This is a genomic window from Draconibacterium sediminis (assembly GCF_000949475.1).
Lineage (GTDB): Bacteria > Bacteroidota > Bacteroidia > Bacteroidales > Prolixibacteraceae > Draconibacterium > Draconibacterium sediminis.
In genome coordinates this window covers 1,476,332-1,501,289 of the sequence record NZ_JRHC01000001.1, presented here as the reverse complement: position 1 = coordinate 1,501,289, position 24,958 = coordinate 1,476,332, and the positions used below count along the sequence as shown (strand labels likewise).

Below are 24,958 nucleotides of genomic sequence, written 5' to 3'. Positions count from 1 at the left end.
AAAAGTAAGTTCTTATACTTTGTCTTTTTTCCCAAAACCAATTTTCGTCAGCAGAAAGAACAAAGGTTAAATTGTAAGCGTTAAATTTAAAGGCTAGCAAAAAACGAAATGACAACAGCAACAGATCACAAATTAATTTACTACATAAAAAAGTGGGTCGACAATATTTCTGAAGACGATGAAAAGTTGATTTTAGCTGCTTTTGAACCGCTTTCTGTTAAAAAGAAAAAAGACGTGCTGGAACCCGACGAAACCTGTAAATACATTTATTTTGTGATTAAAGGTTGTTTGCGCTCGTATTACGTTGATGCAAAAGGGATCGAGCATATCTACCAAATAAGGTTAGACAACAGCTGGATAAGCGACCTGGAAAGTTTCTTTTCGCAACGCCCTTCGAAATATTACATCGAAACTCTGGAAGACTCCGAGTTACTGCGAATTTCGTTTGATCGTTTAGAGCAACTTTACAGCGAAGTTCCAAAATTAGAACGCTACTTTAGAATTCTTTTCCAAAAGGCCTACATTAATGCGCTGGAGCGTTTAAACGCTACGATGTGGGAATCGGCGGTTGACCGCTATAACAACATGCTAAAAGAACATGCCGACATTTTTCAGCGCGTGCCTTTGGTATACATTGCTTCTTATCTTGGAATTACACCCGAAAGCCTGAGCCGCATCCGCAAAAAGTCAGCAAAATAGATTTAGCTAATCCATCAGGTACTTTTCCCGATGATTTAAAAAATCGCGATACACCCTGAAATGCTCAGTATCTTCATATTTCACCTCCGAAACCGGCATCTGATCAAAATTGTAAATGGTGGCATTTTTACACGCCAGCAAAATTGGCGAATGTGTGGCAACAATAAACTGGGCATGGCCCCCTTTTGAGTTTTCGCTGATCAACCGGTGTAATTCCAACTGACTGGAAGGCGAAAGTGCCGTCTCCGGTTCATCAAGCAGGTATAATCCTTTTAACTTGTAACGGCTTCTAAAAAACGACATAAGTGATTGACCGTGTGATTGTGAAATCAAGGATTTACCACCAAAAAACTCCAACTGGCCGGGATCTGTTGTTGCCCATTCTTCCAGCATCGAAGCAAAATCTTTGAATATCTGCGCTCCGAAAAAAGAACCGGGAACCGATCCATTCACCCACGAAACCTTCAAATACCGATGCAATGTGGCTTCGTAACGGTTAACCATGTATCGCGAAGTCATATTATTCCTCCAGATATAAATGCCTGCTGCTACTGCAATGGCCTCAAGCAATGTTGACTTTCCCGACCCGTTTTGCCCCACAAACAAAGTAACCGGATTGGTAAAATCAAGTTTTTTTGTTTCCGCAAACAAAGGAAGATTAAACGGATAGTGCTCCCTTGTTGGGTATTGTTCCGCTTCAAGTTCTATACTGTTCAAATGGTACATGTTGAAGTTATTGGTTTCAAAAATTGGATAAAAGCCGTTATCACCCTTAAAAAAAAATGCTTCCCTTTCTAACAGCTTAAATTCGCAGTCATTTTTCAATGAATTCCGAAGATAAGCATAATCAGAATGTTATCCGCTTAACATAGATCAATTTCATTTCTTATCATAGGTCAAGTGTGCAAGGCATGCCGGTGCCCTACTTTTGTGTTGTACAATTAAAACAAAAAACGATGCGAAAAATAGATCCCAAAAAATTATCCGTTCAGGAGCGAGTTGAAAAGCTTAACGACATGATTGTTGGAGGACACATTTTAGAAGCATTCGAAAAATTTTATGCCGATGATGTAATCCGGCAGAAAAACGATTGTGAAAAAATTGTTGGAAAAAACGCGTGTCGTTTGCAAGAAGAAAATCTGGTTACCGGTATAACAGCGTTCAGAAAAGCCATTGTGAAAAAAGTAATTATTGGCGATAAAATTTCGGTGGTGGAATGGGAATTTGATTACATCCACGAAGATATCGGTGAACAAAAGTACAGCCACATTACGTTACAAAAATGGAATTGCGATGGACAAATAATTAGTGAAACAATTTATAACAACAATTAAAATTTAGGACAATGAAAACATCAGGATTAGTACTGGCGCTGGTATTAGCAGCGAGTGTTGCAACATTTGCACAGAAAAAAGAAGTAAAACAAGAAACATCGCTTGTAAAATGGACAGGTAAAAAAATTGGTGGGTCTCACCACGGCGAGATCAATGTAAAAAGCGGTTATTTCGAATTCAAAAACGACAACATTGTTGGTGGCGAAGTGGTAATTGATATGAATAGCATTACCAATAAAGACCTTGATAACGAAGAGTACAATCAGAAACTGGTGGGTCACTTAAAATCAGATGATTTTTTTGACGTTGAGAAATACCCGACATCAAAATTTGTGGTTACCAAAGCAACAAAATTCGAAAACGGGAAAGCCAGTATAACAGGAAAACTCACCATTAAAGAAAACACCGAAGAAATAACGTTCGATGTTGTTCAAGAAGGAAATGCCTACAACGCAGAAGTTGAGATTGACCGAGCGAAATTTGATGTACGTTACGGCTCAAACTCATTCTTCGATAACCTGGGCGACAAAGCCATAAACGATATTTTCACCCTCAAGATTTCTCTTGCACTTTAAAAAGTGCCGGAGAACAATATGAGGCATTAATCGGTTTTGAGATTACAGCCGACAGGCATGAAAACAGTTGCGGGGAAGTGAAAAATGGAACGAAAACAATTTTTAAAAACAGTAATGGCAGCAGTGCCGCTAACAGTTGCAGGGATGAAACTTAGCGCATTAAATAAAATAGCCGAATCGTTGGAGAATACTCCCAAAATGCCGGTGTTGTTTCTGGGGCACGGAAGCCCGATGAATGCCATTACAGAGAATGAATTTGTTCAGGGTTTCAGAAAGGTGTCTTCTGAAATTGAAAAGCCAAAAGCAATTGTCGTTGTATCTGCACATTGGCAAACACAGGGAACACGCGTTACCGCGATGGAGCAACCACAGACGATTCACGACTTTGGTGGGTTCCCTCAGGAACTATACGAAGTGCAATACCCGGCACCGGGAATGCTAGAACTGGCGCAGGATGTAAAAGATCTCGTGCAGAACACTACCGTTCATCTCGATGATAAGTGGGGCCTCGATCACGGAGCCTGGTCGGTTATCCGGCACATGTATCCCAAAGCCGATGTTCCGGTAATTCAGCTGAGTTTGGATTACAGAAAAACACCACAGGAACATTATGAGCTGGCACAGGAACTAAATAAACTACGTGAAAAAGGGATTTTAATAGTGGGCAGCGGTAACAACGTACACAATTTACGAATGGTACACTGGGGAAAACTGAACGAAAATTTTGGTTTTGACTGGGCCAATGAGGCCAATGAAAAAATGAAAGAATTGATAATGAGCGGTAATCACCACGATTTGATCAACTATTCAAAATTGGGCAGGGCATTCCAGTTATCAATTCCAACGCCTGAACACTATTTGCCATTGCTTTACGCGCTGGCACTGCAGGATAAAAAAGACGAAATAAGTATTTTTAATGATGACCCGGTTGGTGGCTCATTAGCAATGACCTCGGTAAAAATCGGGTAAAAATGTTTCACGGAGATAACACAGATTTTCGCAGAATTTGAATTTCTTAAATCTGCGCTTTCAGTGAAATCTGCAAGAAACTAAAACAATTATTTTAAGTATAAACAATTAAAATTTGATAAAATGAAAATAGGAGTAACAGGAGCAAGCGGACAATTAGGACAATTGGTGGTTGAACAATTAAAACAAAAAACAGCAGCAGAAAATATTGTAGCACTGGTGCGCACACCTGAAAAAGCAGCCGGACTTGGCGTTGAAGTACGTGCCTTCGACTACGAGAAACCGGAAGTACTAACCGGAGCATTATCAGGTATCGATAGATTACTACTGATTTCAAGCAGCGAGATCGGAAAACGCGAACAACAACACAAAAACGTGATTGAAGCGGCGAAAAAAGCCAGTGTTAGCTGGATCGTATACACAAGTTTATTACACGCCGACACCTCATCGTTAAGTTTGGCAGGTGAACACCTGGCAAGCGAAGCAGCATTGAAAAACTCGGGTGTTGAACATACCATTTTGCGTAACGGCTGGTATACCGAAAATTACACCGGTTCGATAGCAGGGGCATTGGGTGCCGGAGCATTTGTTGGAAGCGCCGGTGATGGAAAAATATCGTCAGCAACTCGTGCCGACTTTGCCGAAGCTGCAGCAGTGGTATTGACAAACGAAAAACATAAAGGCAAACTTTTCGAGTTGGCAGGCGACGAAAGTTATACTCTAACCGACCTGGCTGCAGAAATCTCGAAACAAACAGGAAAAGACATTCCTTACAACAACCTTCCTGAAGGTGAGTACGCTAAAATTTTAAAAAGCATTGGTTTACCCGAACTATTTGCCGATGCCATTGCCAGTTGGGATACGGGAGCATCAAAAGGAGACTTGTTCGATGACTCAAAACAACTGTCAGAATTAATTGGCAGACCAACAACTCCAATGGCCGATGCTGTAAAAGCCGTTTTATAAATCTATTAAAAATAGCATTTGTTAAAAGCTGTCTGTATTTTTCCGCAAGGAAGTATGCAGGCAGCTTTTATTTTCTGAAGATCCAATAAAAATTAGTAGTAAAATCTGCTTTAAATTTATTGACTCACCCTGATTGTGCCTTCGACACAATCGTCCCTCTCTTCATGAAGAGAGGGAATGAGGGAGAGTTCGCTGAAAGGTTGAATTATTTTCCTCACTGTTGGTGATTCATGGGAATCATGATTGTTTTATTAGAACTCAATATTCAGGAACACGGCAGGCGTAAACGAGATGGCATCGGAATAAACACCAACAAGACTCACTTCGTCGATGGTGCTAATCCTTATGTTCGAGTATTTAATGTTTTCTGTATTAAAAATATTCAGTATTGAAATTCCGGCTTCGGCTTTCACTTTTCCCGGTTTGAATTTATAAACCAAAGCCGCATCCATCCGGCTGTAAGCTTTATCGAAGTTTAAGTCGTTATCAACCTCAAATTCATAACGTTCGAAACCGGAACCGTAAACGTAATTTGCCGAGAGATAAAACGATTTATAATTGCAAACCCCGGCGAATTTTAGCTCGTGCTTTTGCTGGTGTGGTGCCGGCCGCCAAACATTAACCCTAAAATAGGGGAACTGCTCCTCCGTGTTACTCAGGGTGTACGAAATCCAGGCCATGTTCCGTTTGTACTCTTTTTTAAGAAAAATATCAAGGCCTTTACTTCTTGCCTTCCCCTCATAAAATCCCTCACTAATGCGTAAATTGCCGGTCCTATATCGACTTAATCCCTCAGTGGTTTTATAAAAAGCCTCGGCACTGGCCGTAAATCCGTTTTTTTGATACGATACTCCGGCCACAAAATGTTCGGCATTTAAAACCGGAATTTGTTCCTCATCGGAATTCGTCCAAAACTCGGTGTAATTATTTGTACTGTCGAGCACCGTTGTTTTCGATAGAAACTGGTTGGAAAGGCCCCACGAAGCGTTTATTTTCAGTTCATCAAAAACAGAGAGCGATGCCGAAACACGCGGCTCAACATACCATTTATTTGGTTTGGAGTTATAAATTAATCGAACACCCGTTTTTAACTCCAGCAACTCCCCTAACGGATATTCATCCTGCAGATAAGAATAAATACGTGGCGATTGGTTATTGATATCAATCTGTTGTTCGCCCTCGGAAAAGCGTGATAATTCAACATTGTTGTTAATCACTCCCGCACCTACCAACAAACGATGTCCCTGACGAAAATTTAGGGTATGTTCGGCATTAAAACTTAGTTCGTCCACGGTATTTTCCGAGTCTAAATGACTCTTTATTTCGATAAACCCGTCTTGAGACCTTTCTGTTTGGGCTTTTTGGTACAACTTACGCTCGAATGCCGAATAAGCAAAAGTCAGGTTGGTAGCATCCCCATTTCTCCAGGGATAATTCAACTGTGCCGATCCGCCCAACTCGTTATTCTGTTCCTGCTCCTCCCTCGTCCATAAAACGCCTGCAATACGGGCATCCATATCGTAATTAAAATCATCGCCACCACCATATAAACTAAGCGAAAACCGGCTTCCGTCATCGCCTTTAAATGTATACTTCAGGTTGGCGTCGCGAAAAACAAAATCGGGTTTTACATCAGAAATACGACTGGCTGCAGGACCTTTCCCCAGGAAATTTCCTGATCCGGCACCGGAACCCGGTGTTGAACTTTCTTCTCTTGTAACAACACTTATTCGTGTTGGGCCGTACAGCTGATGGTAGGTTTGGCGGTAAGCTGCCAGCAACGACGACTTTTTTGAAAGCGGCAGCTGAACCATCGAATTTACAGTAGTTGAATTGATACTGAATGTAAGACTTGGTTTTTGTAAGCTTCCGTCTTTGCCCTGAATATCAACAATTCCTCCAACGCGATCGCCGTAACGGGCTTCGTAACCGCCTTTCATCACCTCAATATTTTTTACCACCAATGGATTGACAACGGCAATGTTATCGTTAAAATTTTTCAACCCAAAAACAGTAAATCCATCAAATTGGATTTTACTTTGGCTCTCGTAAGCGCCCCAAATAAGCAGATCGTTCGATTGTTCGCCTGAGGCCATTACTCCGGGCATTAAGCGCAAAAGATTAAACACTGAATTATCGCCGTACCCGGGCAGTATGGGTGCTATTTGGTGGTTAATTTTCATTCGTCCGGCATTGTAACCGATAAGTGTTGATTTTTCGATAGGATTGCTGTAGATCTGCACCTCTTGAATACGTTCGATTTGCGGATAAAGCAAAAAATTACGCGAAAGACTTTGGGTAACAACCGTATCGTAAACAAAATAACCCAGGTGCGATATCTGTAGATTGTATGATGTATCGGCCGAAGCGATAAAATTAAAATGTCCCTGCAAATCGGATTGTACCGGCCGGCGGTTAATAAGAATGTATGAATACGGCAAAGGTTCGAAAGTGTTGGCTTCCAGCACTCGTCCGGAAATTTGTGTGAGCTCCGGCTTGCGTTCCCGTTTTGGTATGATCAGTATTACATCGCCCGATCGTTCGATTTCGAGCGGAAAATCTTTAATGAGAAAACGCAGCGCCTCTTCATCGTTATCGAAAGATTTGTGGTTGGCACTAACTAAAAAGCCGGAAAGTAAATCGCTGTCGTAAGCAAACTGAAAGCCATACTGTTCCTTTAAATCGATTAAAACCTGATTTAACGGGGTTTTGCGTGTGTTGATTTCTATTTTTTCGTGGTTTTGTGCCGCCACTTGCGATATGGCCAGCAGCATTACCAAAACCACAACGGTTAACCTGTTCATTAACTTTCGTCTGTCACGATGTAAACATTATTCGCTTGTTTTTCAAACTTCAGCCCCATTGGTTTGCAAACAAAATCCAACACTTCTTCAACGCTGTATTGTTTTGAAAAATTACTTCCAAAATTACGATTATTTAATTGCGGATCGAGTTTTATGGTTACGGCATACTGACGCTCAATTTCGTCGATTACCTCTTTTAACGGGCGCCCGGTGAAATAAAAATAATTTTGTTTCCAGCTTATTGCCTTTTCGGGCTCAAACATTCTGGTAACAACCAGTTTCCCTTCTTCCAGTTCAACGTGGTTTTGAGGCAGTAGAATCACTTTCTCGTTGCCCGGCGATGTTACCTGTACTTTTCCTGTGAGGCAGGTTACGCGGTAATTTTCTGCGCGGGCATAAATATTAAACGAAGTTCCGAGCACTTGCGTTGTTCCGTTTTTGGACTCAACGGTGAAAGTTGATCCCTTTTCAACAGTAAAAAAACCTTCCCCTTCAAATTTCAGTTTACGATCCCATTTCCATTTTATCGGATTATAAACCAGTTTTGATGCTGCATTCAAATTAACCTTTGAGCCATCGGGTAATACAGCTGTTAGATGTTCACCCGGCAAACATTCTATGGTTTTCTGCCAGGACGAAACGACTGCCCCTATTCCAAAAATTAACAGGACTACCGCCGCCGCTGACCACTGAATCCATTTGTTCCGGATAGCGACCACTTTTGCCGGTTTTATAACCATTTTGCCTTGCAGCTCATTCCAAACATCAGCCTCCGATTTCTCCCAGCTAATCTTTCCCTTTCCGAAAAGATCTTTTTCGAAATCGTTTAACGGGTTGCTATGTTTATTTTTATCATTCATTTGTTTTTAAACTAGTTCGTAAAAAGTGCAGAGCGAGCTTCATTCTTTTTTCTACGGCCTTTACACTTACACCAATCATTTCGGCAATTTCGCTGTAGGTTAGCTGATCAACCCTGCTCATCAGGAAAACGGTTCGTTGTTTTTCAGGCATTCTTTGCAGTGCGTTATTGTAAGTTTCCTTCAATTGCCCGAAAACCAGATCTTCCTCCGGTGTGCGCAATTTTCCATCCGGTTCATAATGTTTAAAAAACTCAAAAGAACGTTTTTCTTTTCGGTAGTACGACACAAACAGGTTGTTGGCTATTTTAAAAAGCAGGCCTTTCACCCTGGCGTCGTCAATTTTATTGTTCTTCTCCCAAATCTTCAGAAATGTTTCCTGCGCAATATCAGTAGCCAGTTCGGTATCTCCCGAACGATAGAACATGTAGTTACGAACCTGGCTAAAATGTTCATCAAAAAGCTTTTTGAATTCTTCTTTTGTCAAAACGCAGCAACAATGATTAGACTTTTAAAGTTACAGCAATTTACGGGAATGAGAAATACCGGGAGACCATGAAAACACATCCCGGTATTATCTCCCCATTACTAACTATCCGTTGCCGTTATGGTTATTATTTTGATTCTGACTACCATTTTGATTTCCGTTCTCTCCGGTGTACTGATGCTGATTCCTATATTGATATTGTTTTGCCATTCCGTTATAATGTTTTTCCGAGAGGTCGATTACTTCGTCTCCGGCATTGGTTGACAACAGTGCATAATGGTCGCATTCCTCGCCGCTTTCGTTATACCCATAATCAAGTACCGAAACCAGATTACCATCTATTCGCACTTCAACCACTCCTTCAACCATATATCGGCACATTGCCAGTCGTTTTAACGGAGTGGTAATTATTTTGCTGTAGGTTTCTTCGGTTCCATCGGGCCACACAATGGTTCCGGTAACTTCGCCGGTAATAATCACCACATCATCACTTTGAATTTCGGGAGTATCAAGACCTGCCAGCCATTGCCAAACCCGTTCGGCACTTCGCGTAACAGTTGTACCATCGGGATACACAAAGGTTAATTCCGACTCAAACTTACGGAATGTACTATCCACTTTGTCGACTATTACTTCCGTGGTACCGTTAATCAGCATCGAATCAACCATAAAATCATTGAAACTTACCAATCGCGAATAATCCTGACTGTTTCGTGGTGCCGAAATTACCAATACAATTTCTCCGCTTAACACTTTACCGTTGTTTAGCACAGTGCTATCGCCATAGTCAAGCGTGATTGTAAGCGGATATGCGGTACTGTCGCTATGCTCAATAGTTAAATCCGGACATTGATTTTCGAAATAGCGCAATTTGTTGTGCCATCCAAAAAATTTGCCCATTTGCCACCAACGTCTAAGAATTCGTTCGGCATTGGCAAAAAATTCCACTTCGTAATTACATTCGGCAACTGCTGCTTCAGCCTGCACTTCGGCCACTGTAATTTCGGCCGATTTTAAGGTCTGTTCGTCACTCATCCCCGGAATATCAATACCTTCATCGGTATTTGTATTACACGAGAACATGAATATTGCTAATGCAATAACTGAAAATCCAATAATTCTTTTCATGACATTATATTTTAATGATTATTTCTACCTGTTATCCGCACAAGACTCCCAGCACCCTACTCTTTTGGGCATTTTTTTTAGAATTATTTTTGACCATTAGCTCAAACCTCTGACAAACAACATCTTGAGCTAATCATTTTTTCACAGGCTTTACAAAATTCCTTTGTTGAAAGCGCTCAAATTGTTTACTTTTGGCTGCTCAAATCAGTTTAGAATATGAAAGCAGTTGTAGTTTTAGGTTTTATTCTTTTATTTTTTGGTGTGCAAACACAGGCACAAAACAATGAACCGCTTAACAGCGATAAACCCAAAGTGGTAATTGGTATTATTGTTGAAAACATGCGCCCCGATTACATTCAGCGCTATTGGGATAAATTTCAACCCAACGGATTTAAGAAGATTTATACGCAGGGTGCCGTTTGCAAGAATGTGAAACTTACGCTGCACGAGCAAAACTACGCCAGCGGAACAGCAACGCTTTTTACCGGGGTTCATCCTTCCATTCACGGAATTGTTTCAACTTCGTGGTACGACCGACTAAAGAAAAAGGAAATTGACAGCACCGAGGACGACTATTATTTTACGGTTGGTGCCGATACCAAATCCGGTGCGGCCTCGCCACAGAACCTGCTTTCAACAACACTTACTGATAATTTGAAAATATTAAGCGGAGGAAAAGCAAAAATCTTTAGCGCTGCTTTAAACCGCGAATCGGCCATTTTTGCAGCCGGTCATGCTGCCGACGGAGCTTACTGGTTCGACATTGAATCGGGAAGAATGATATCAAGTTCGTTTTATATCAGCACTTTCCCCGACTGGGTGCGTTTGTTCAACAGCGAAAATTACGCCGATATTTACAGTCACCGTACCTGGACAACGCTGCTTCCGGAAATCGAATACACCGAAAGCCTGCGCGACGACTACCTGCTGGAGCGTGGTTATTTCGGAGAGTTTAATACTTTCCCGCATTCTATAAACAAATACATTAGCCGCACCAACAATTTCCGGCCGTTTAAAACAACGCCATCGGCCAATATGATGATCAAGGATTTTACCCTGCGTTTGTTGGAAAACGAGGAAATTGGAACGGACAACATAACCGATTTTGTTACCGCAGTATTTTCGAGCATGGATTACGAAAATGGTTCATTTGGGCCGGCGTCGCTTGAAATGGAAGATACTTACCTGTATCTCGACCAGTACATTGGCGAATTGATTGATGCCGCCGAACAGAAATTCGGAAAAGACAATGTATTGTTTTTCCTAACAGCCAACACATCTGCTTCATACCCCGTTGAATATTTGAAAGAAGAATTTCACCTGACCGTTGATTATTTTAATGTTGAAAGTGCCATTGCACTGCTTACTTCATACCTGAATATTACTTACGGCGAAGAAAAATGGATCGAACATTATTCCGATCTTCAGCTTTACCTCGATCACGACATCATTAATAAAAACGATAATGTAACGCTAAATGAATTGCGCGAGGTTTCCTCAAATTTCATCAACCAGTTTACCGGCGTTCAGGTATCGATGCCCGCTTTCCAGCTGGAACAGGGCAGTTCGGCAAACGGCTTGTTCGAACCGCTGTACAATACTTACCACAAAAACCGTTCGGGCGATTTTATCTATACCTTAAAGGAAGGCTGGCAACCGGGTTATAAATTTAAACGTGCCAATTACACCGATCAGTCGCGAATTCCGGTAGTAATCTGGGGAAAAGGAATTAAAGCTCAAACCATTAGCACAACGCACAATGCTGTTGACCTCGTGCCAACGCTGGCCGAATTAATCTCGGTGCCAAGACCCGACAAATGCCAGGGAAAAATTATTAAAGAAATTGTGGAAACGAAATAGAAAAGCTGTTGGCCGGCTAAGGTGCTAGAATAGTTTAAATCCCTTTCTATCATTCTTCTTTTCCAGTTCCAGCTCAGCATGTACCTGATCGTTCTTTTTCTGTCGGTTTTTACTGCTCAACAGTGGCTGAAGGCTAACTACCAATGTAGTATCTGAAACGGCTTCAACGTGGTGTAAAACCGGTTTAAAACCTCCATTTGAAATGGACAAATCAATATCGCCCTTATCAAGAATTAGTTTATAAAATCCATTCTGATTGGTAATTGTTCCGATTCCTGAATTCTTTTCAAAAATACTTACGTTTTCCATAGCTTTTCCGTTGGATCCATTATTAACATAACCTGTTATGGTTACAATTTGGGCCCAACTCATGCCCGGAATAATTAATAACAGAACAGCGAAATGGGTGATTAATACTGTTTTCATTTTAATGAACTTGTTAAATTGTTTTATGGCTCTATAAAATTAGACAAAAAACAGCACCAAAAGGTTGCTTCATTCTTTAATTTTCTTTAAATAAATTGTTAATGAATCTCAAGTTTTGACCTCAGCTAATAATTCTTATTTAGACTACATTGCACTCCGCCCCTTCTTAACCATTTTTAGAACACTTTTATACATGACAAAAATTAGGTTCTCCGCTCAATTTAAAACCCGACTTGATCACATTATCTGTTTTCTGCTGAAAAACATAATGTTATGAAGCAAATATGCTGTTATTTTATGCGATTACTCCGTACATTTGTTTATAATAAATAAAGAATTATTTCTTTATTTCATGCAGCAATTAAAAATCGATCCAGCCTTAACTGGCGCTCTACTTAACAATAACAACTAAAAACCAATCTTAATAACTAAAACTTGCCTCATGGATCCAATCCAAACCTTAGTTAAAAACCTGGCTGAGAAACATGGTCGTAGCCGGGAGAGTGTTTTACCCATTTTACAAGGAGTGGTTGAACAGGAAAATTTCCTTTCAGAACGTTCGATGATCGAGATTGCGCGGGAAATTGATATTCCGGCTGCCGATGTGTACGGAACTGCCACTTTTTATTCATTCCTTGAAACCAAACCTACCGGAAAGTTCATTATTCGGGTGTGCAAAACCATTACCTGCGCCATGAAGGGTAAAAACCAGATTTTGTTTGCCATACAAGACATGCTAAAAATTCGTTTAGGGGAAACCACCCCCGACAAACAATTCACCCTGCTGGAAACCAACTGCCTGGGCTGGTGTCACAAGGCACCGGCAATGCTGATTAACGATGAAATTTATACCGAACTCACTCCTGAGAAAGTGAGGGAGATATTATCGGCCTACATGAAAGTAAATCAAAACCACTAAACCGGCAATTATGGCAACTTCAAATCAATTAAAACGTGTAGATTTCATTTTCAGAAATGAAAACGACTGGGAAAAAATTCTGTCTTCAACGCTACAAAGGAAACCACAGGATCTTATCAACGAGCTCATCAGTTCAGAACTAAAAGGACGTGGCGGAGCTGGATTTCCAACCGGGCTAAAATGGAAATTGACTGCGGAATCAAAAGAGAAAGAAAAATACGTGATATGTAATGCCGATGAAGGCGAACCCGGCACTTTTAAAGACCGTGAAATATTATCGCGCGTTCCCTATAAAGTTCTAACAGCAATGGCTATTTGTGGATACATTACCGGAGCTAAAAGAGGCTTTATCTATTTACGGGGCGAATATAAATTTCTGTTGCCCGAGTTAAACAAGGTCATCGACGAGTTCGACTACTACTGCCAGGAGACAAATCTTGATTTCAAGATCTCGATTTTTATGGGTAGTGGCGCTTACATTTGCGGTGAAGAAACCGCTTTAATGGAATCTATGGAAGGAAAACGTGGTGAGCCGCGAAACAAACCACCATTTCCAACGCAAGCCGGTTTTATGGGAAAACCTACCGTAATCAACAATGTGGAAACACTGGTACACACTTTCACTATTTTTAAATACGGTGCAAAAAAATTCTATGATTTGGGCGTTCAATACTCGCGTGGCACCAAGTTGTTCTCGGTATCGGGCGATACACCCAAACCGGGTATTTACGAATTGGAGCTGGGAATGAGCCTGCAGGATTTCGTTTACGAATTTGGCGACGGCGATACCAAAGCCGTACAGGTTGGCGGAGCTTCGGGTTTTCTTGTTCCGCGCAAAAAATTTAAAGATGCCGCTATTGGTTTTAAAGGCAAACTGACTGGTATTTCGCTGCCTACAGGCGGATCGATGATGCTTTTTAATAGTTCGCGTTCGATGTTTAATGTACTCGATAATTACCTCGAATTTTTCCGCGAAGAATCGTGTGGGCAGTGCACACCTTGCCGCGTAGGATGCCAGCAATTATTACTGGGTATTAAAGCGGTAAAACGAGGTGAAAAACCGGCCTCCTATCTCGACAAGTTATTGCGCCTCAACGAAACGATGCAATACACGGCCAAATGTGGCCTTGGGCAATCGGTGGCGAATTCGTTCTCGTCGATTGTCGAGAACTTCAGAGAAGAGATGATCTATTAATAAACCGGAAAAAGAAAGATTATGAACAAAAAAGTTAATATCAGTATAAATGGTTTTCCGGTGGAGATTTCAGCCGGGAAAACCATTCTTGAAGCTGCAGAAGAACAAGGGATAACCATTCCAACACTTTGTCATCATAAAGATTTGTGCGTTGCCGGAAACTGCCGTGTTTGTGTAGTTGAGGTAGCCGGGCAAAACCGCTTATCGGCAGCCTGTGCAACACCCTGCGAAGAGGGGATGGAAATTCTTACCAACAGTTTAAAAGTACGCAACTCGCGAAAACAAATTATTGAATTGTTGTTGGCCGAACACAACGCCGATTGCACCAAATGTTACCGCAACGGAAACTGCGAACTGCAAACACTCGCCTCTGAGTATAAAATTATGACCCAGGACTTTATCGAACTGGTTCCGTTAAAACACGCCTCAATAGATTCCTATTCTCCATCGATTATCAAAGACGACAGCAAATGTATACGCTGCCAGCGTTGTGTGCGAACCTGCGCCGGATTACAGGGTGTTAATGCGCTTACCGTGGCGCACAAAGGCGACAAAATGAAAATCACCACCTTCTTTGAAAAAGCCATGCGCGACGTGGTTTGCACTAACTGCGGACAGTGCGTAAACCACTGCCCTACCGGAGCGCTGGTTGAGAAAAACTACATTGAAGAAGTTTGGGAAGCCATTGCCAATCCGAACAAACACGTTGTGGTGCAAACAGCGCCTGCCGTGCGAGTGGGATTGGGCGAAGAACTGGGAATGAAACCAGGTAAAAGCATAACCGGCAAAATGGTTGCGGCTTTAAAACGTTTGGGTTTCGACTCGGTTTTGGATACCGATTTTACCGCCGACCTTACCATCATTGAAGAAGGAACCGAATTACTTACCCGTTTGAAAAAAGCCCTGGTCGACAAAGACAAGTCGGTTTCGTTGCCAATGGCAACATCGTGTTCACCGGGATGGATCAAATACATCGAACACATGTTCCCCGATCATTTGAAAAACCTCTCAACTTGTAAATCGCCGCAACAGATGTTCGGAGCGCTGGTAAAAACGTATTACGCCAATGCCCGAAATATAAAACCGGAAGACATTGTTTCGGTATCAATAATGCCGTGTACGGCGAAAAAATACGAGGCTTTCCGCCCTGAAATGCATGACAGTGGCTATCGCGATGTTGACTATGTATTAACCACGCGAGAGCTGGCAATCCTGATTAAACAAGCCGGTTTGGATTTCAATAAACTGGAGCCGGCAAAATACGACCGCTTAATGGGAGAATCATCGGGGGCAGCGGTTATTTTCGGTGCAACCGGTGGTGTTATGGAAGCTGCTTTGCGTACCGCTTACGAAATAGTTACCGGCCGCGAAGTTCCGTTCGAAAACCTCAACATTACTCCGGTGCGTGGAGTTGATGGTATTCGTGAAGCAACCATAAAAATAGAAAACCCTGTTGAAGAGTGGGCATTCCTTGATGGTGTTGAACTAAAATGCGCCATTGCCCACGGGCTGATAAATGCCAAATCAGTAATGGAATCAATTAGGGCCGGTACTTCCGATTACCATTTTATTGAATTTATGGCCTGTCCGGGCGGTTGCCTTGGTGGCGGCGGGCAGCCTATTCCAACAAATCCGGAAATCAGGCAGAAACGTGCAGAGGCAATTTACGCTGAAGATGAAGGATTGCCAATTCGTAAGTCACATGAGAATCATGAAATTACCAAGTTGTACAAAGACTTCTTAAAAGAACCGCTTGGAGAAGTATCGCATCATTTATTGCACACAAAATATACGCAACGCGAAAGGTATTAATCACTAACCTAACTTTTATTAAAATCCGGTATCTTTGGTACCGGATTTTTTATGACACAATTTACCCGATATATTAATTCTCCCGTTGGCTGGCTCAAACTACAGTCGACAGAAATGGCATTAACAGCGATCAGTTTTTATGCTGAAAAAGCCGAAAATTCTGCTGTTCAACCAAAAATATTGGAAAACACTGAAACTCAGCTACAAGAGTATTTTGCCGGCGAACGAAAAAACTTCAATCTGCAATTGGCTCCTGAAGGGACAGACTTTCAGCAAAAAATCTGGGAACTGGTGCAAAACGTTGATTATGGAGTAACTGCCAGCTATCTCGATATTGCCAAACTATCCGGCTCAGAAAAAAATACACGTGCTGTAGGGCTGGCAAACGGAAAAAATCCAATTCCAATTATTATTCCTTGTCATCGTATTGTTGGAAGTTCGGGAAAACTTACCGGTTACGCCGGTGGTTTGGAACGCAAACGTTGGCTCCTCAATCACGAGTTGTTACACACTCCATCTACCACCCGATTATTCTAATTTCGGGAATATTGTCCCAGAATGAAGAACCTCTAAAGGAAAGCAAAACTGCTATACTACTGGATACTTGCACATTAAACATTATGGCATACCCTTTGCAATTATTCTTACGAAATCAGGAAGATAAAAAATAAGGAAACTGATATAGTTAACCTTAGAAATGGAACTCAATTATGGGTTCCATTTTCTTTTGCATGAAGTCTGATATATCCTTATATTCACACAAAAAATTTTATGCCTAAAAAATTGATCCTGGTTATTCTGTTGTACTTTCTGGCTGGTGTATGCCTGGCCCAGGAAAGATATACAGCTAACGTTTTCGATGAGATACGAGTAGAAACAGCTACTTATGCGACCAAGGATGGCGAAAATCTGGATATGGATATTTACCTTCCGCAAAACGATTACGAGCAGGAACGTGCAACTATAATTTATGTACACGGCGGCGGTTTTAGTGGTGGACAAAGAAATGGAGAGAACATTAAAACATTTTGTACGCAACTCGCCAATTACGGTTATGTAGTGGCTTCCATATCCTATCGTTTAACACGCAAAGGAAAGCCCGAAGGTTTTGGTTGCGATTGCCCCGCTACCGAAAAATTAAATACCATTCATGCCGCCAGCGAAGACTTATTGGATGCAACCTATTTTTTGATAGAAAACCGTCATCAATACGCTATTAATCCGCAGCAAGTTATTTTGTCGGGAAGCAGCGCCGGAGCAGAAACCGTTTTGTACACGGCCTACCAGCCGCCTTATTGTTATGGTCTGGATTCGGGGCCGGTTTCGTTTGCAGGAGTAATTGGCATGGCCGGAGCCATACCTGACACTACGGCATTATACGATGAATCGGCAATTCCGTCGCTTTTATTCCACGGAACCGACGATAACCTGGTTCCCTACGGAACGGCACCTCACCATTATTGCGATGAAGGTACTAAAGGCTACTGGATCTTGCATGGATCGTACACTATTGCTGAAAAAATGAGGCAACTTGAAGCTCCTTACTGGTTACACACATCATGTGGTGCCGGTCACGAAATAAACATTACACCAACTACTGATTATTTCGATGAGATTATTGAATTTTGTAAGGATTTTGCCATCGACAAGAAAGATGAGCAACGGGATACCATTATAGAAGGAAAACAAAACACGGATAAATACACCACTTATAATTTCTGTTCAGAATGAAACGATTAATTTTAGGAATACTTTTATTATTCCCAACTATATTATTTGCGCAGCAAATGAATGTAATGACCTTTAATATCCGAATGAATACGGCAAGCGACGGCGTTAATGCCTGGCCAAACCGTATTGAAATGGTAAACGGATTGCTGCATTTTTACGATCCTGATGTTTTTGGTTTGCAGGAGGCTTTGTTTGGTCAACTTTTAGACATTGAAAAAGGTTTGCCCGAATACAAATGGTTTGGCGTTGGTCGCGACGATGGTGATAAAGCCGGCGAGTTTATGCCCATCTTTTACAATCCGAAAAAATTGATTCTGGAAGAAAAAGGACATTTCTGGTTATCGGAAAACTGCAATGAACCGGGACTGGGTTGGGATGCCGCATGCAACAGAATTGTAACCTGGGGCAAATTTAAATCGAAAGTTACCGGAAAGAAATTCTTCGTTTTTAATACCCATTTTGACCACGTTGGCGTAGAAGCCCGAAAAAATTCAGCAAAACTGATTCATGAAAAAATGGAAGAGTTTACGGCGGGATCAGGGTTGCCGGTAATTCTGACAGGCGATTTTAACCTGACTCCGGAGACACAACCAATAGCACTGATAAAAGGATACATGAGCGACAGCCGCGAAGTTACACAAGAACCACCTTACGGACCAGTTGGAACTTACAACGGGTTTAAACCGGGCAGTGAAGGCGATAACCGCATCGATTACATTTTTGTGAACGACAAAATTAAGGTGCTGGAATATGCAGCCATTAGCGATACAAAAGAAGGCCGATCGCCATCTGACCATTTGCCGATTTTTGTGCAAATACAGTTAAAATAAGAATCGTTCTCGCAGATTACGCTGATTTTCGCAGATATGTCTCCCAAGAGATTCTGCGTAATCCGCGTAATCGGCTGGAAATGTTTTCAATCCGTATCTTCCAGCTCAAATATTTCATTTACCGGCTTATCAAATATTTCCGAGATTTTTAGGGCTAATACAGTTGAGGGCACATACCTCCCCTTTTCAATCGAGTTAATGGTTTGGCGCGAAACGCCAATCAATTTTGCCAAATCGTCTTGTGTGAGGTTTTTAATAGCACGTTCTATTTTGAGCCTATTCTGCACTATCTATTCTTTTTCATTAACCACAACATTCCAAAATAAAACAGAAACATTGTTAATAACAATCCCTCCGTTCCCATTTCATCGTTTATAAATTCCCCATCGAAAAGTAAATTTACAAAAGGACTTATTACCACATAACCTACTCCATAAATAAATGACGCCGCCAAAGCTTTTAATCTTATTATCAGGGTTAGTTCATCCTCTACCTTATCTCTTGTTAAGGCCAATAATAAAAACGACAATAAAATTCCGGAACTTGTTACTGTTTTAGCTAATTCTTTTTCAACCGTAACAAATTCACTAAAAATAAGAACTACAAAAAAAATAGTTAAAGCGATTAAACTAAAGGCTGCTTTCTTAAATCTTCGTGGCAATAGGCGCAAGTTATTTTGAGTTTTGTTCATCACGTAAAATTTGTCAATTAATGTATGATTTGGAGCGAAACACCAATTAGTTTTGCCAGATCGTCTTGTGTGAGGTTTTTAATAGCACGTTCTATTTTGAGCCTATTCTGCACTTCGTATTTTTGATTTGGTAACGTAATAACTCACTAAGTATATTCCTAAAATAGTTCCCAGTAATGTGTCCGCTGAAAGTTGACTAAAACCATCTGAAACCTTATTTTCCATCCAGGTTAGAAAAAAGAATCCTACAATCCCTGCCACAAAACTACGATAAAATGATTTTAACCTTATGAGGTTCGACATTTCGTCCTCAACTTTGTCTCTCGAAAAACAAATAAGAGACAATCCAAAATTTACACATATCATTCCCAAATGGTTAGTCCCATCAACCAATAAGCGTTGAAAAATCCATGGCAAAGAAACGGAACAAAGCAGTATTACCAATCCTATAAGTTTAAAACATCGTGGAAATAATTTGAGTTTCTTAAACACCGCCTCCTCATTCTTTTCTTTAAAAAGCAATGAAAATAGTCCGAGAGAGAGAATGAAAACTACGAACAATAGTGTTTGTACCAGTTTTATATCCATAATTAATTCTGATTTTTAAGTGATCGGTATTTTGTGAAATAGAAGTAACCAAGATACACGATTAGGGTCGCATTTAACAACATCATAAACCAGGTAAACGAGTTCTCTGAGAATGAGTTTGGTGCAATCATCTCATAAGCCGAGTAGATTCCGACAAGCATAAACAAGGAAATTACCGAAAGAAACATTGCTTTTGTTCTTGTCTGTTCGGCAAACTCATCTTCATTTTTTTCTTTTGAAAAAGAAATCTGTATCAAACCAAAATACATCCCTGAGAGTAGAAAGGTATTTGTACTGGGATTAAAATCACCTTGATATATGGAATAACCAAAAACAAAAAGAAGCCAGCCTATCCCAATATACTTCCACCAAAAGGGTAACAATACTGGAATACGTTCAAAAACATCCATATTCCTTTTTCCGGTTGGAAGAATTCTGACAAATATTACTAAATAACTAATAATTACGATTGTACCTATTATTGTATTCATATATAAAAGCTCCTTCAGTTAATTAAATTATCTTCTCATCCGGAACTTGGTGGAGCAAAAGTAAACCAGGTAACCAAGATTAAAAAAGACCAATATGGCTCCAAAACTTAAAAGCCATTCATGGTGTATTTCTTCTAGTATTATTACAGATGGAATAACGATAGCATACAAAAGCAAACTTACTATAAAACTAGCCACAATTGCTTTCTGCCTTATTTGATTAAACAATTCATCTTCATTTCTCTCGCAAGAAAAAACAAGCAAAAGAAAACCAAGATTTATGTGATACAACAGCATCTCTTCTGCTCTGGATAAGCTATTTACTTTGGAAACCCAAATATAAATACCAATAGAAATTAGAATTAGAGCCAGACCAATATATTTAAAATAATAAGGGGCAAGATTAAAACGTAACTCCAGCACATCCCATGTTCTATTCACCGTTTTAATTAATCTGCTACCCAAGCCAATGTACCCGGCCATAAAAAGGAAATTAATGAGAGTTAGCGCTTCCATTCATGTAAACTTTACTTTATAATATGACAAACATACTTTACATTTTTTAAAAAATCAAGTATACTTTACATATTTTACAACATCTTTACCATCAATAACATTTCAATCATTTTATCACAAAACCTGACTTTTATCTTTCATTCTGCTGTTTGATAATTGATAAGTTTTACATTTCTTAGCGGAATGTTTGAAAATCTTGGTGAACTCATTATAAAAATCTCCGATGGCATTTGGGGAGCTCCTATTTTAATTTTGCTGCTTGGTGGTGGCTTTTACTTTTTGGTGTATTCGCGTTTGGCACCGCTGCGTTACATCGGTCATGCCATTTCCATTTTAACCGGAAAGTACGACGATCCGAACGAAGCCGGACAATTGCGGCACTACCAGGCACTATCTACCGCCCTTGCCGGAACGGTAGGAATGGGGAACGTTAGTGGTGTTGCCGTAGCGATTACCATGGGGGGCCCGGGAGCCATTTTCTGGATGTGGGTATCGGCATTACTGGGAGTTAGCACCAAATTTTTCACCTGCTCGCTGGCTGTGATGTTCCGTGGAAAAGACGATGCCGGCGAAATTCAGGGTGGCCCCATGTATTACATCACAGAGGGATTGGGCAAACAGTGGAAACCCATTGCCGTATTTTTTGCCATCATGGCTATGATAGGTGTCTCGCCTCTTTTTCAAGCCAACCAGCTTACCCAAATGGTTCGCGATGTGGTTTTGGTTCCCAACGGAATTGAGGGCAATTTTACCTCAAATATTTTAACCGGAGTTGTTATTTCCATTCTTGTGGGACTGGTTGTAATCGGCGGAATTAAACGAATCGGAAAAGTTACCGGCAGCCTGGTGCCAACCATGGTAGTGGTTTATACGGTAACCGTTTTATACATTATTTTTTCCAACTCATCAGAAATTGTTCCGGCGTTTAGAACCATTTTTGAAGATGCGTTTACCGGAAATGCTGTATTGGGAGGATCGCTGGGAGCGATAATAATCACCGGAGTCCGTCGTGCTGCTTTCTCGAACGAAGCAGGATTGGGAACAGCGCCAATGGCACACGGAGCCGCTAAAACCAATGAACCCATCCGTGAAGGATTAGTAGCTATGCTGGGCCCAATTATCGATACTATCCTTGTTTGTACCATGACCGCCCTGGCGATCATCATCACCAATACCTGGAAAGTAAGCAGCGCCGATGGAATTACTCTTACCGCGCAGGCTTTTGATTCGAGCATTCCCATTTACGGTAAATACATTCTGGCTATTTGCGTAATTTTCTTTTCCATGTCAACCATGTTTGCCTTTCCGTATTACGGGGTAAAATGCCTCGGGTTTGTTGCCGGAACCAAATACCAACACATTTACAACTACCTTTTTGTTGCTGTAATTTTAGTGGGCGCCGTTGCCAACCTGCGCACGATCATTGGTTTAATCGACATTGCTTTTGCACTAATGGCTTTCCCCACGGTAATTACAACCATGCTGCTTTCGCCACATGTTAAACGAGCAGCTAAAGATTATTTTGCACGATTGAAAATAGAAAAGGGAAAATGCTAAACAAGTGAAAATCAATTTTTCAGTAGAAGTGTAACTTTTAACTACCCAAAATTGATTAATTGTTGTTTTTCTATCATAATTTCAATATTTTCAATCAAAATATTGAAATGACCACTAATCCGCAATTTGAACAACTCGAAAAAGCCTTTTTTCACGATGGATACCAACTGGCCATGAAAGCTGTTGAAGCCAACATGGAGCAGGAAGCTGTGCATCAGTCAATAAAAGAAATGTATGCCGCTATCGACGGATTGATTGATTCGTTGTTTATTTACGCCCGGCAACAAAATCAAAGTATCGATTGTAAACGGGGCTGCAGCTGGTGTTGCCACCAACCGGTTTTTGCGCTGGATTATGAGTTGGATTATTTACAGGCGTTTATTGAGAAATCTTTTGATGCTGAAACGATTTCTGTAATCACCGAAAAAGCCCAACAAAAACAAGCCAAACTGAGCCAATTAAAAGGCGATGAACTGATGAATGCCAAACATCCCTGCCCGCTTTTAAAAGACGATGCATGTTCCGCGTATGAAGCTCGCCCGATGGCCTGCCGTATTTATCTTTCGTCGGATGTGAAAAGTTGTGTTCACTTTTATAAGCACCCCGATGATAAAAACACCTACCCTGCCCTTTTGGATATGCCAATGCGTTTGGGACGAATGATGAACGAAGGATTTAAATCGGCGCTAAAAACCAATGGTGTTGAGGCTAAAGAATTTCGTATTGAAGAGAAACTAATAAAATAACGGTTATGGGATTTGGCGGATCGGTTCTTGCAATGATACAATCGTTACGCGCCAATGCGCGCCCCAAACACCATGCCTACCAGAACTGGGATAAGGGTGAGAAACTAATCTTCAAAAACAAATATAAGCTGGTTTCAAAACAAGTTTCACCGGAACAACTCGCCCAATTAAAAACGAAATACCGAACGAAAATTGAAAAAGATCAGAAACGTACACTATTTCTTACCATTGTATCATTGGTAATCTTTATTCCCCTGATAACTTTTGGAATCTTTCAATTTTTCTTTAGCATCAGTCAAAAAAATTATCACCCCTATGTTTCTGAAGCAGAGAAGCAAAAAGCAGAAATTACGATCGGGCAAATCAGCTATTTGCTTGACTCCGGTTATGAATGGCTAAATAAAAGTCATTACAAAAATGCGAGATATCAGTTCAACCGGGTTTTAGAAGTTAATGCTGAGAACAAGGATGCGCTTTTCGGGTTGGCAGCAAGCTACGTGTACGAATGCCAGAAAGAGAATTCAAACTGCGATAAAGCCGGTGAATTACTAAAGGATTATATATCGACATTTGGGAGCGATACAAAAACCGATCATTTAAGTACCATACTCAACAGCAGCAACTAAACTTCCTCAATAGCTATTCCAGCCTCCTCAAATTTACTCTCCAGAATTTCTGGCGACAATGGACGACCATTTTTTGTAAGTACCGAAGTAATGCGGCCTTTTACCATCAGTTTTTCATCGGCTTTACGAATTACCTCCTGCAAAAATACAATGCGTAAACGACCTTGTTTCCCGATTTTCAAACGAACAAAAAAATCATCGCCGGGGCGCAATGGAAATTTGTATTCCAACTCGGCTTTAATAACAACAGCATCAATTCCATCTTCGTGCAATTGTGCAAAATCGAGCCCAACGTGGTTCAAAAATTTATGGCGCGTGTGTTCCAAATAGTTCTGGTAAACAGAATTATTTACTATTCCCTGGATGTCGCATTCGTAATCGCGAACCTGCATCTCTAATTCAAAATGGTAATCCTGCATTTTATAGGTTTAAAGGCTACAGCCTGATTCTACAATTTATAAAAACACCGGCTTAAAAGCCGGTGAAAATGTATTTATTATGGTTTACTTAACCTCGAAATCAAATAATTTCTTGTCTTCCAGATACCCTTCCAAACGATCGCCGATGGCAACCGGGCCAACATTTGCCGGTGTCCCGGTGTAAATGAGGTCACCAATTTTCAGGGTAACATATTTAGAGATATGGGCAATCAATTCATCAAAATCAAAGATCATCATTCCCGAATGCGATTCCTGAACAGTAGCGCCGTTTATGTCCAGGCGAAAACTGATTGCCTCCTGATCGGGGAAAATTGATTTTGGCAAGAAGGTACTGCTTAACACCGCTGACTTATCAAAAGCTTTTGCTTTTTCCCAGGGCAGACCTTTTGCTTTTAGTTGCGCCTGCACATCACGGGCCGTGAAATCGATTCCCAAGCCCACCTCGTCGTAATAACGATGAGCAAAGCGTTTTTCAATGTTTTTACCAATACGGTTTATCTTGATCACCAACTCAATTTCGTGATGCACCTCGTTGGTCCAGTCCGGGATATAAAACGGATCGTTATTTCGCAACAAGGCGGTATCCGGCTTCATAAAAAAGATGGGTTCTTCGGGTATGTCGTTCCCTAACTCTTTGGCATGAGCCACGTAATTTCTTCCTATGCAAATTATTTTCATAATAATCTAATTACGAGCCTCGAGCTTCTAGCT

28 protein-coding genes are annotated in these 24,958 nt (G+C 40.9%); 15 read left to right on the top strand and 13 right to left on the bottom strand.

What is annotated here, in order from left to right; genetic code table 11:
• The first annotated feature begins 108 nt into the window (after positions 1-108).
• Complete coding sequence (locus LH29_RS06205; RefSeq protein WP_045026839.1) at positions 109-699, top strand: Crp/Fnr family transcriptional regulator; 591 nt, start codon at positions 109-111, stop codon at positions 697-699.
• Positions 700-705: 6 nt separating this feature from the next.
• Here LH29_RS06205 and LH29_RS06200 read toward each other — a convergent pair whose 3' ends face one another.
• Complete coding sequence (locus LH29_RS06200) at positions 706-1,416, bottom strand: AAA family ATPase (protein ID WP_198152353.1); 711 nt, start codon at positions 1,414-1,416, stop codon at positions 706-708.
• A gap of 239 nt (positions 1,417-1,655) precedes the next feature.
• On the opposite strand from LH29_RS06200, the gene LH29_RS06195 reads away from it, so the two are divergent.
• From LH29_RS06195 to LH29_RS06180, 4 genes are all read left to right on the top strand, one after another.
• Positions 1,656-2,033, top strand: a complete 378-nt coding sequence (locus LH29_RS06195) for a hypothetical protein (RefSeq protein WP_198152352.1) — start codon at positions 1,656-1,658, stop codon at positions 2,031-2,033.
• 11 nt (positions 2,034-2,044) lie between these two features.
• Positions 2,045-2,608: a YceI family protein gene (locus tag LH29_RS06190; protein WP_045026834.1), complete on the top strand. Its 564-nt coding sequence runs from the start codon at positions 2,045-2,047 to the stop codon at positions 2,606-2,608.
• Positions 2,609-2,692: 84 nt separating this feature from the next.
• Entirely contained in the window at positions 2,693-3,577 is an 885-nt protein-coding gene (gene ygiD / locus LH29_RS06185; RefSeq protein WP_082063438.1) for a 4,5-DOPA-extradiol-dioxygenase, read from the top strand.
• Positions 3,578-3,700: 123 nt separating this feature from the next.
• Positions 3,701-4,543: an SDR family oxidoreductase gene (locus tag LH29_RS06180; RefSeq protein WP_045026830.1), complete on the top strand. Its 843-nt coding sequence runs from the start codon at positions 3,701-3,703 to the stop codon at positions 4,541-4,543.
• Positions 4,544-4,794: 251 nt separating this feature from the next.
• Here the strand turns inward: LH29_RS06180 and LH29_RS06175 are convergent, their stop codons facing one another.
• The 4 genes from LH29_RS06175 to LH29_RS06160 form a co-directional block, all read right to left on the bottom strand.
• Positions 4,795-7,347, bottom strand: a complete 2,553-nt coding sequence (locus tag LH29_RS06175) for a TonB-dependent receptor (RefSeq protein WP_045026828.1) — start codon at positions 7,345-7,347, stop codon at positions 4,795-4,797.
• Entirely contained in the window at positions 7,347-8,207 is an 861-nt protein-coding gene (locus tag LH29_RS06170) for a FecR family protein (protein ID WP_052670632.1), read from the bottom strand. The genes LH29_RS06175 and LH29_RS06170 overlap by 1 nt, the downstream gene beginning before the upstream one ends.
• On the bottom strand, positions 8,200-8,691 hold the full coding sequence (locus tag LH29_RS06165; RefSeq protein ID WP_045026825.1) for an RNA polymerase sigma factor: 492 nt from the start codon (positions 8,689-8,691) through the stop codon (positions 8,200-8,202). The genes LH29_RS06170 and LH29_RS06165 overlap by 8 nt, the downstream gene beginning before the upstream one ends.
• 105 nt (positions 8,692-8,796) lie before the next feature.
• Positions 8,797-9,819, bottom strand: a complete 1,023-nt coding sequence (locus LH29_RS06160) for a hypothetical protein (RefSeq protein ID WP_157493586.1) — start codon at positions 9,817-9,819, stop codon at positions 8,797-8,799.
• A gap of 216 nt (positions 9,820-10,035) precedes the next feature.
• Between LH29_RS06160 and LH29_RS06155 the strand changes: the two genes are divergently transcribed.
• The gene (locus tag LH29_RS06155; RefSeq protein ID WP_045026821.1) at positions 10,036-11,679 is read left to right on the top strand and encodes an alkaline phosphatase family protein; all 1,644 of its coding nucleotides are present in this window, start codon (positions 10,036-10,038) and stop codon (positions 11,677-11,679) included.
• A gap of 24 nt (positions 11,680-11,703) precedes the next feature.
• Here the strand turns inward: LH29_RS06155 and LH29_RS06150 are convergent, their stop codons facing one another.
• Positions 11,704-12,105, bottom strand: coding sequence for a carboxypeptidase-like regulatory domain-containing protein (locus LH29_RS06150; protein ID WP_045026817.1), 402 nt, complete (start codon positions 12,103-12,105; stop codon positions 11,704-11,706).
• A 442-nt stretch (positions 12,106-12,547) separates the two neighbouring features.
• Between LH29_RS06150 and nuoE the strand changes: the two genes are divergently transcribed.
• From nuoE to LH29_RS06120, 6 genes are all read left to right on the top strand, one after another.
• A complete protein-coding gene (gene nuoE, locus LH29_RS06145; protein WP_045026815.1) occupies positions 12,548-13,024 on the top strand; it encodes an NADH-quinone oxidoreductase subunit NuoE in 477 nt (158 codons plus the stop codon).
• A 10-nt stretch (positions 13,025-13,034) separates the two neighbouring features.
• Positions 13,035-14,219, top strand: coding sequence for a complex I 51 kDa subunit family protein (locus LH29_RS06140; protein ID WP_045026812.1), 1,185 nt, complete (start codon positions 13,035-13,037; stop codon positions 14,217-14,219).
• A gap of 21 nt (positions 14,220-14,240) precedes the next feature.
• Positions 14,241-16,031, top strand: coding sequence for an NADH-dependent [FeFe] hydrogenase, group A6 (locus LH29_RS06135; RefSeq protein ID WP_045026809.1), 1,791 nt, complete (start codon positions 14,241-14,243; stop codon positions 16,029-16,031).
• 51 nt (positions 16,032-16,082) lie between these two features.
• Positions 16,083-16,568, top strand: a complete 486-nt coding sequence (locus LH29_RS06130) for a methylated-DNA--[protein]-cysteine S-methyltransferase (protein ID WP_045026807.1) — start codon at positions 16,083-16,085, stop codon at positions 16,566-16,568.
• Positions 16,569-16,802: 234 nt separating this feature from the next.
• Positions 16,803-17,762, top strand: coding sequence for an alpha/beta hydrolase (locus LH29_RS06125; protein WP_052670631.1), 960 nt, complete (start codon positions 16,803-16,805; stop codon positions 17,760-17,762).
• A complete protein-coding gene (locus tag LH29_RS06120) occupies positions 17,759-18,592 on the top strand; it encodes an endonuclease/exonuclease/phosphatase family protein (protein WP_045026805.1) in 834 nt (277 codons plus the stop codon). Before LH29_RS06125 ends, LH29_RS06120 begins: the two co-directional genes overlap by 4 nt.
• 86 nt (positions 18,593-18,678) lie before the next feature.
• Here the strand turns inward: LH29_RS06120 and LH29_RS06115 are convergent, their stop codons facing one another.
• The 5 genes from LH29_RS06115 to LH29_RS06095 all read right to left on the bottom strand — a co-directional run bounded on the left by LH29_RS06115 (position 18,679) and on the right by LH29_RS06095 (position 20,878).
• Positions 18,679-18,879 (bottom strand): helix-turn-helix transcriptional regulator, encoded by a 201-nt coding sequence (locus tag LH29_RS06115; protein WP_045026802.1) that lies wholly within the window; start codon positions 18,877-18,879, stop codon positions 18,679-18,681.
• On the bottom strand, positions 18,879-19,283 hold the full coding sequence (locus tag LH29_RS06110; RefSeq protein WP_045026801.1) for a hypothetical protein: 405 nt from the start codon (positions 19,281-19,283) through the stop codon (positions 18,879-18,881). The genes LH29_RS06115 and LH29_RS06110 overlap by 1 nt, the downstream gene beginning before the upstream one ends.
• Positions 19,284-19,385: 102 nt before the next feature.
• Entirely contained in the window at positions 19,386-19,871 is a 486-nt protein-coding gene (locus tag LH29_RS06105) for a hypothetical protein (RefSeq protein ID WP_045026800.1), read from the bottom strand.
• A gap of 2 nt (positions 19,872-19,873) precedes the next feature.
• On the bottom strand, positions 19,874-20,362 hold the full coding sequence (locus LH29_RS06100) for a hypothetical protein (RefSeq protein ID WP_157493585.1): 489 nt from the start codon (positions 20,360-20,362) through the stop codon (positions 19,874-19,876).
• Positions 20,363-20,389: 27 nt separating this feature from the next.
• Positions 20,390-20,878 carry a hypothetical protein gene (locus tag LH29_RS06095; RefSeq protein ID WP_045026796.1) on the bottom strand — a complete coding sequence of 163 codons (489 nt, stop codon included), beginning with the start codon at positions 20,876-20,878 and terminating at the stop codon, positions 20,390-20,392.
• A gap of 183 nt (positions 20,879-21,061) precedes the next feature.
• Here LH29_RS06095 and LH29_RS06090 point away from each other — a divergent pair, with 183 nt between their 5' ends.
• The 3 genes from LH29_RS06090 to LH29_RS06080 all read left to right on the top strand — a co-directional run bounded on the left by LH29_RS06090 (position 21,062) and on the right by LH29_RS06080 (position 23,807).
• On the top strand, positions 21,062-22,435 hold the full coding sequence (locus tag LH29_RS06090; RefSeq protein WP_045026792.1) for an alanine/glycine:cation symporter family protein: 1,374 nt from the start codon (positions 21,062-21,064) through the stop codon (positions 22,433-22,435).
• Positions 22,436-22,542: 107 nt separating this feature from the next.
• A complete protein-coding gene (locus tag LH29_RS06085) occupies positions 22,543-23,181 on the top strand; it encodes a YkgJ family cysteine cluster protein (RefSeq protein ID WP_045026790.1) in 639 nt (212 codons plus the stop codon).
• Between the two features lie 5 nt (positions 23,182-23,186).
• Positions 23,187-23,807, top strand: coding sequence for a hypothetical protein (locus LH29_RS06080; protein WP_045026788.1), 621 nt, complete (start codon positions 23,187-23,189; stop codon positions 23,805-23,807).
• Here LH29_RS06080 and LH29_RS06075 read toward each other — a convergent pair.
• Together LH29_RS06075 and LH29_RS06070 are read right to left on the bottom strand one after the other, a co-directional pair.
• Positions 23,804-24,226: an acyl-CoA thioesterase gene (locus tag LH29_RS06075; RefSeq protein WP_045026785.1), complete on the bottom strand. Its 423-nt coding sequence runs from the start codon at positions 24,224-24,226 to the stop codon at positions 23,804-23,806. The genes LH29_RS06080 and LH29_RS06075 overlap by 4 nt on opposite strands.
• Positions 24,227-24,310: 84 nt before the next feature.
• The gene (locus LH29_RS06070; protein ID WP_045026783.1) at positions 24,311-24,925 is read right to left on the bottom strand and encodes a fumarylacetoacetate hydrolase family protein; all 615 of its coding nucleotides are present in this window, start codon (positions 24,923-24,925) and stop codon (positions 24,311-24,313) included.
• Positions 24,926-24,958 lie beyond the last annotated feature (33 nt).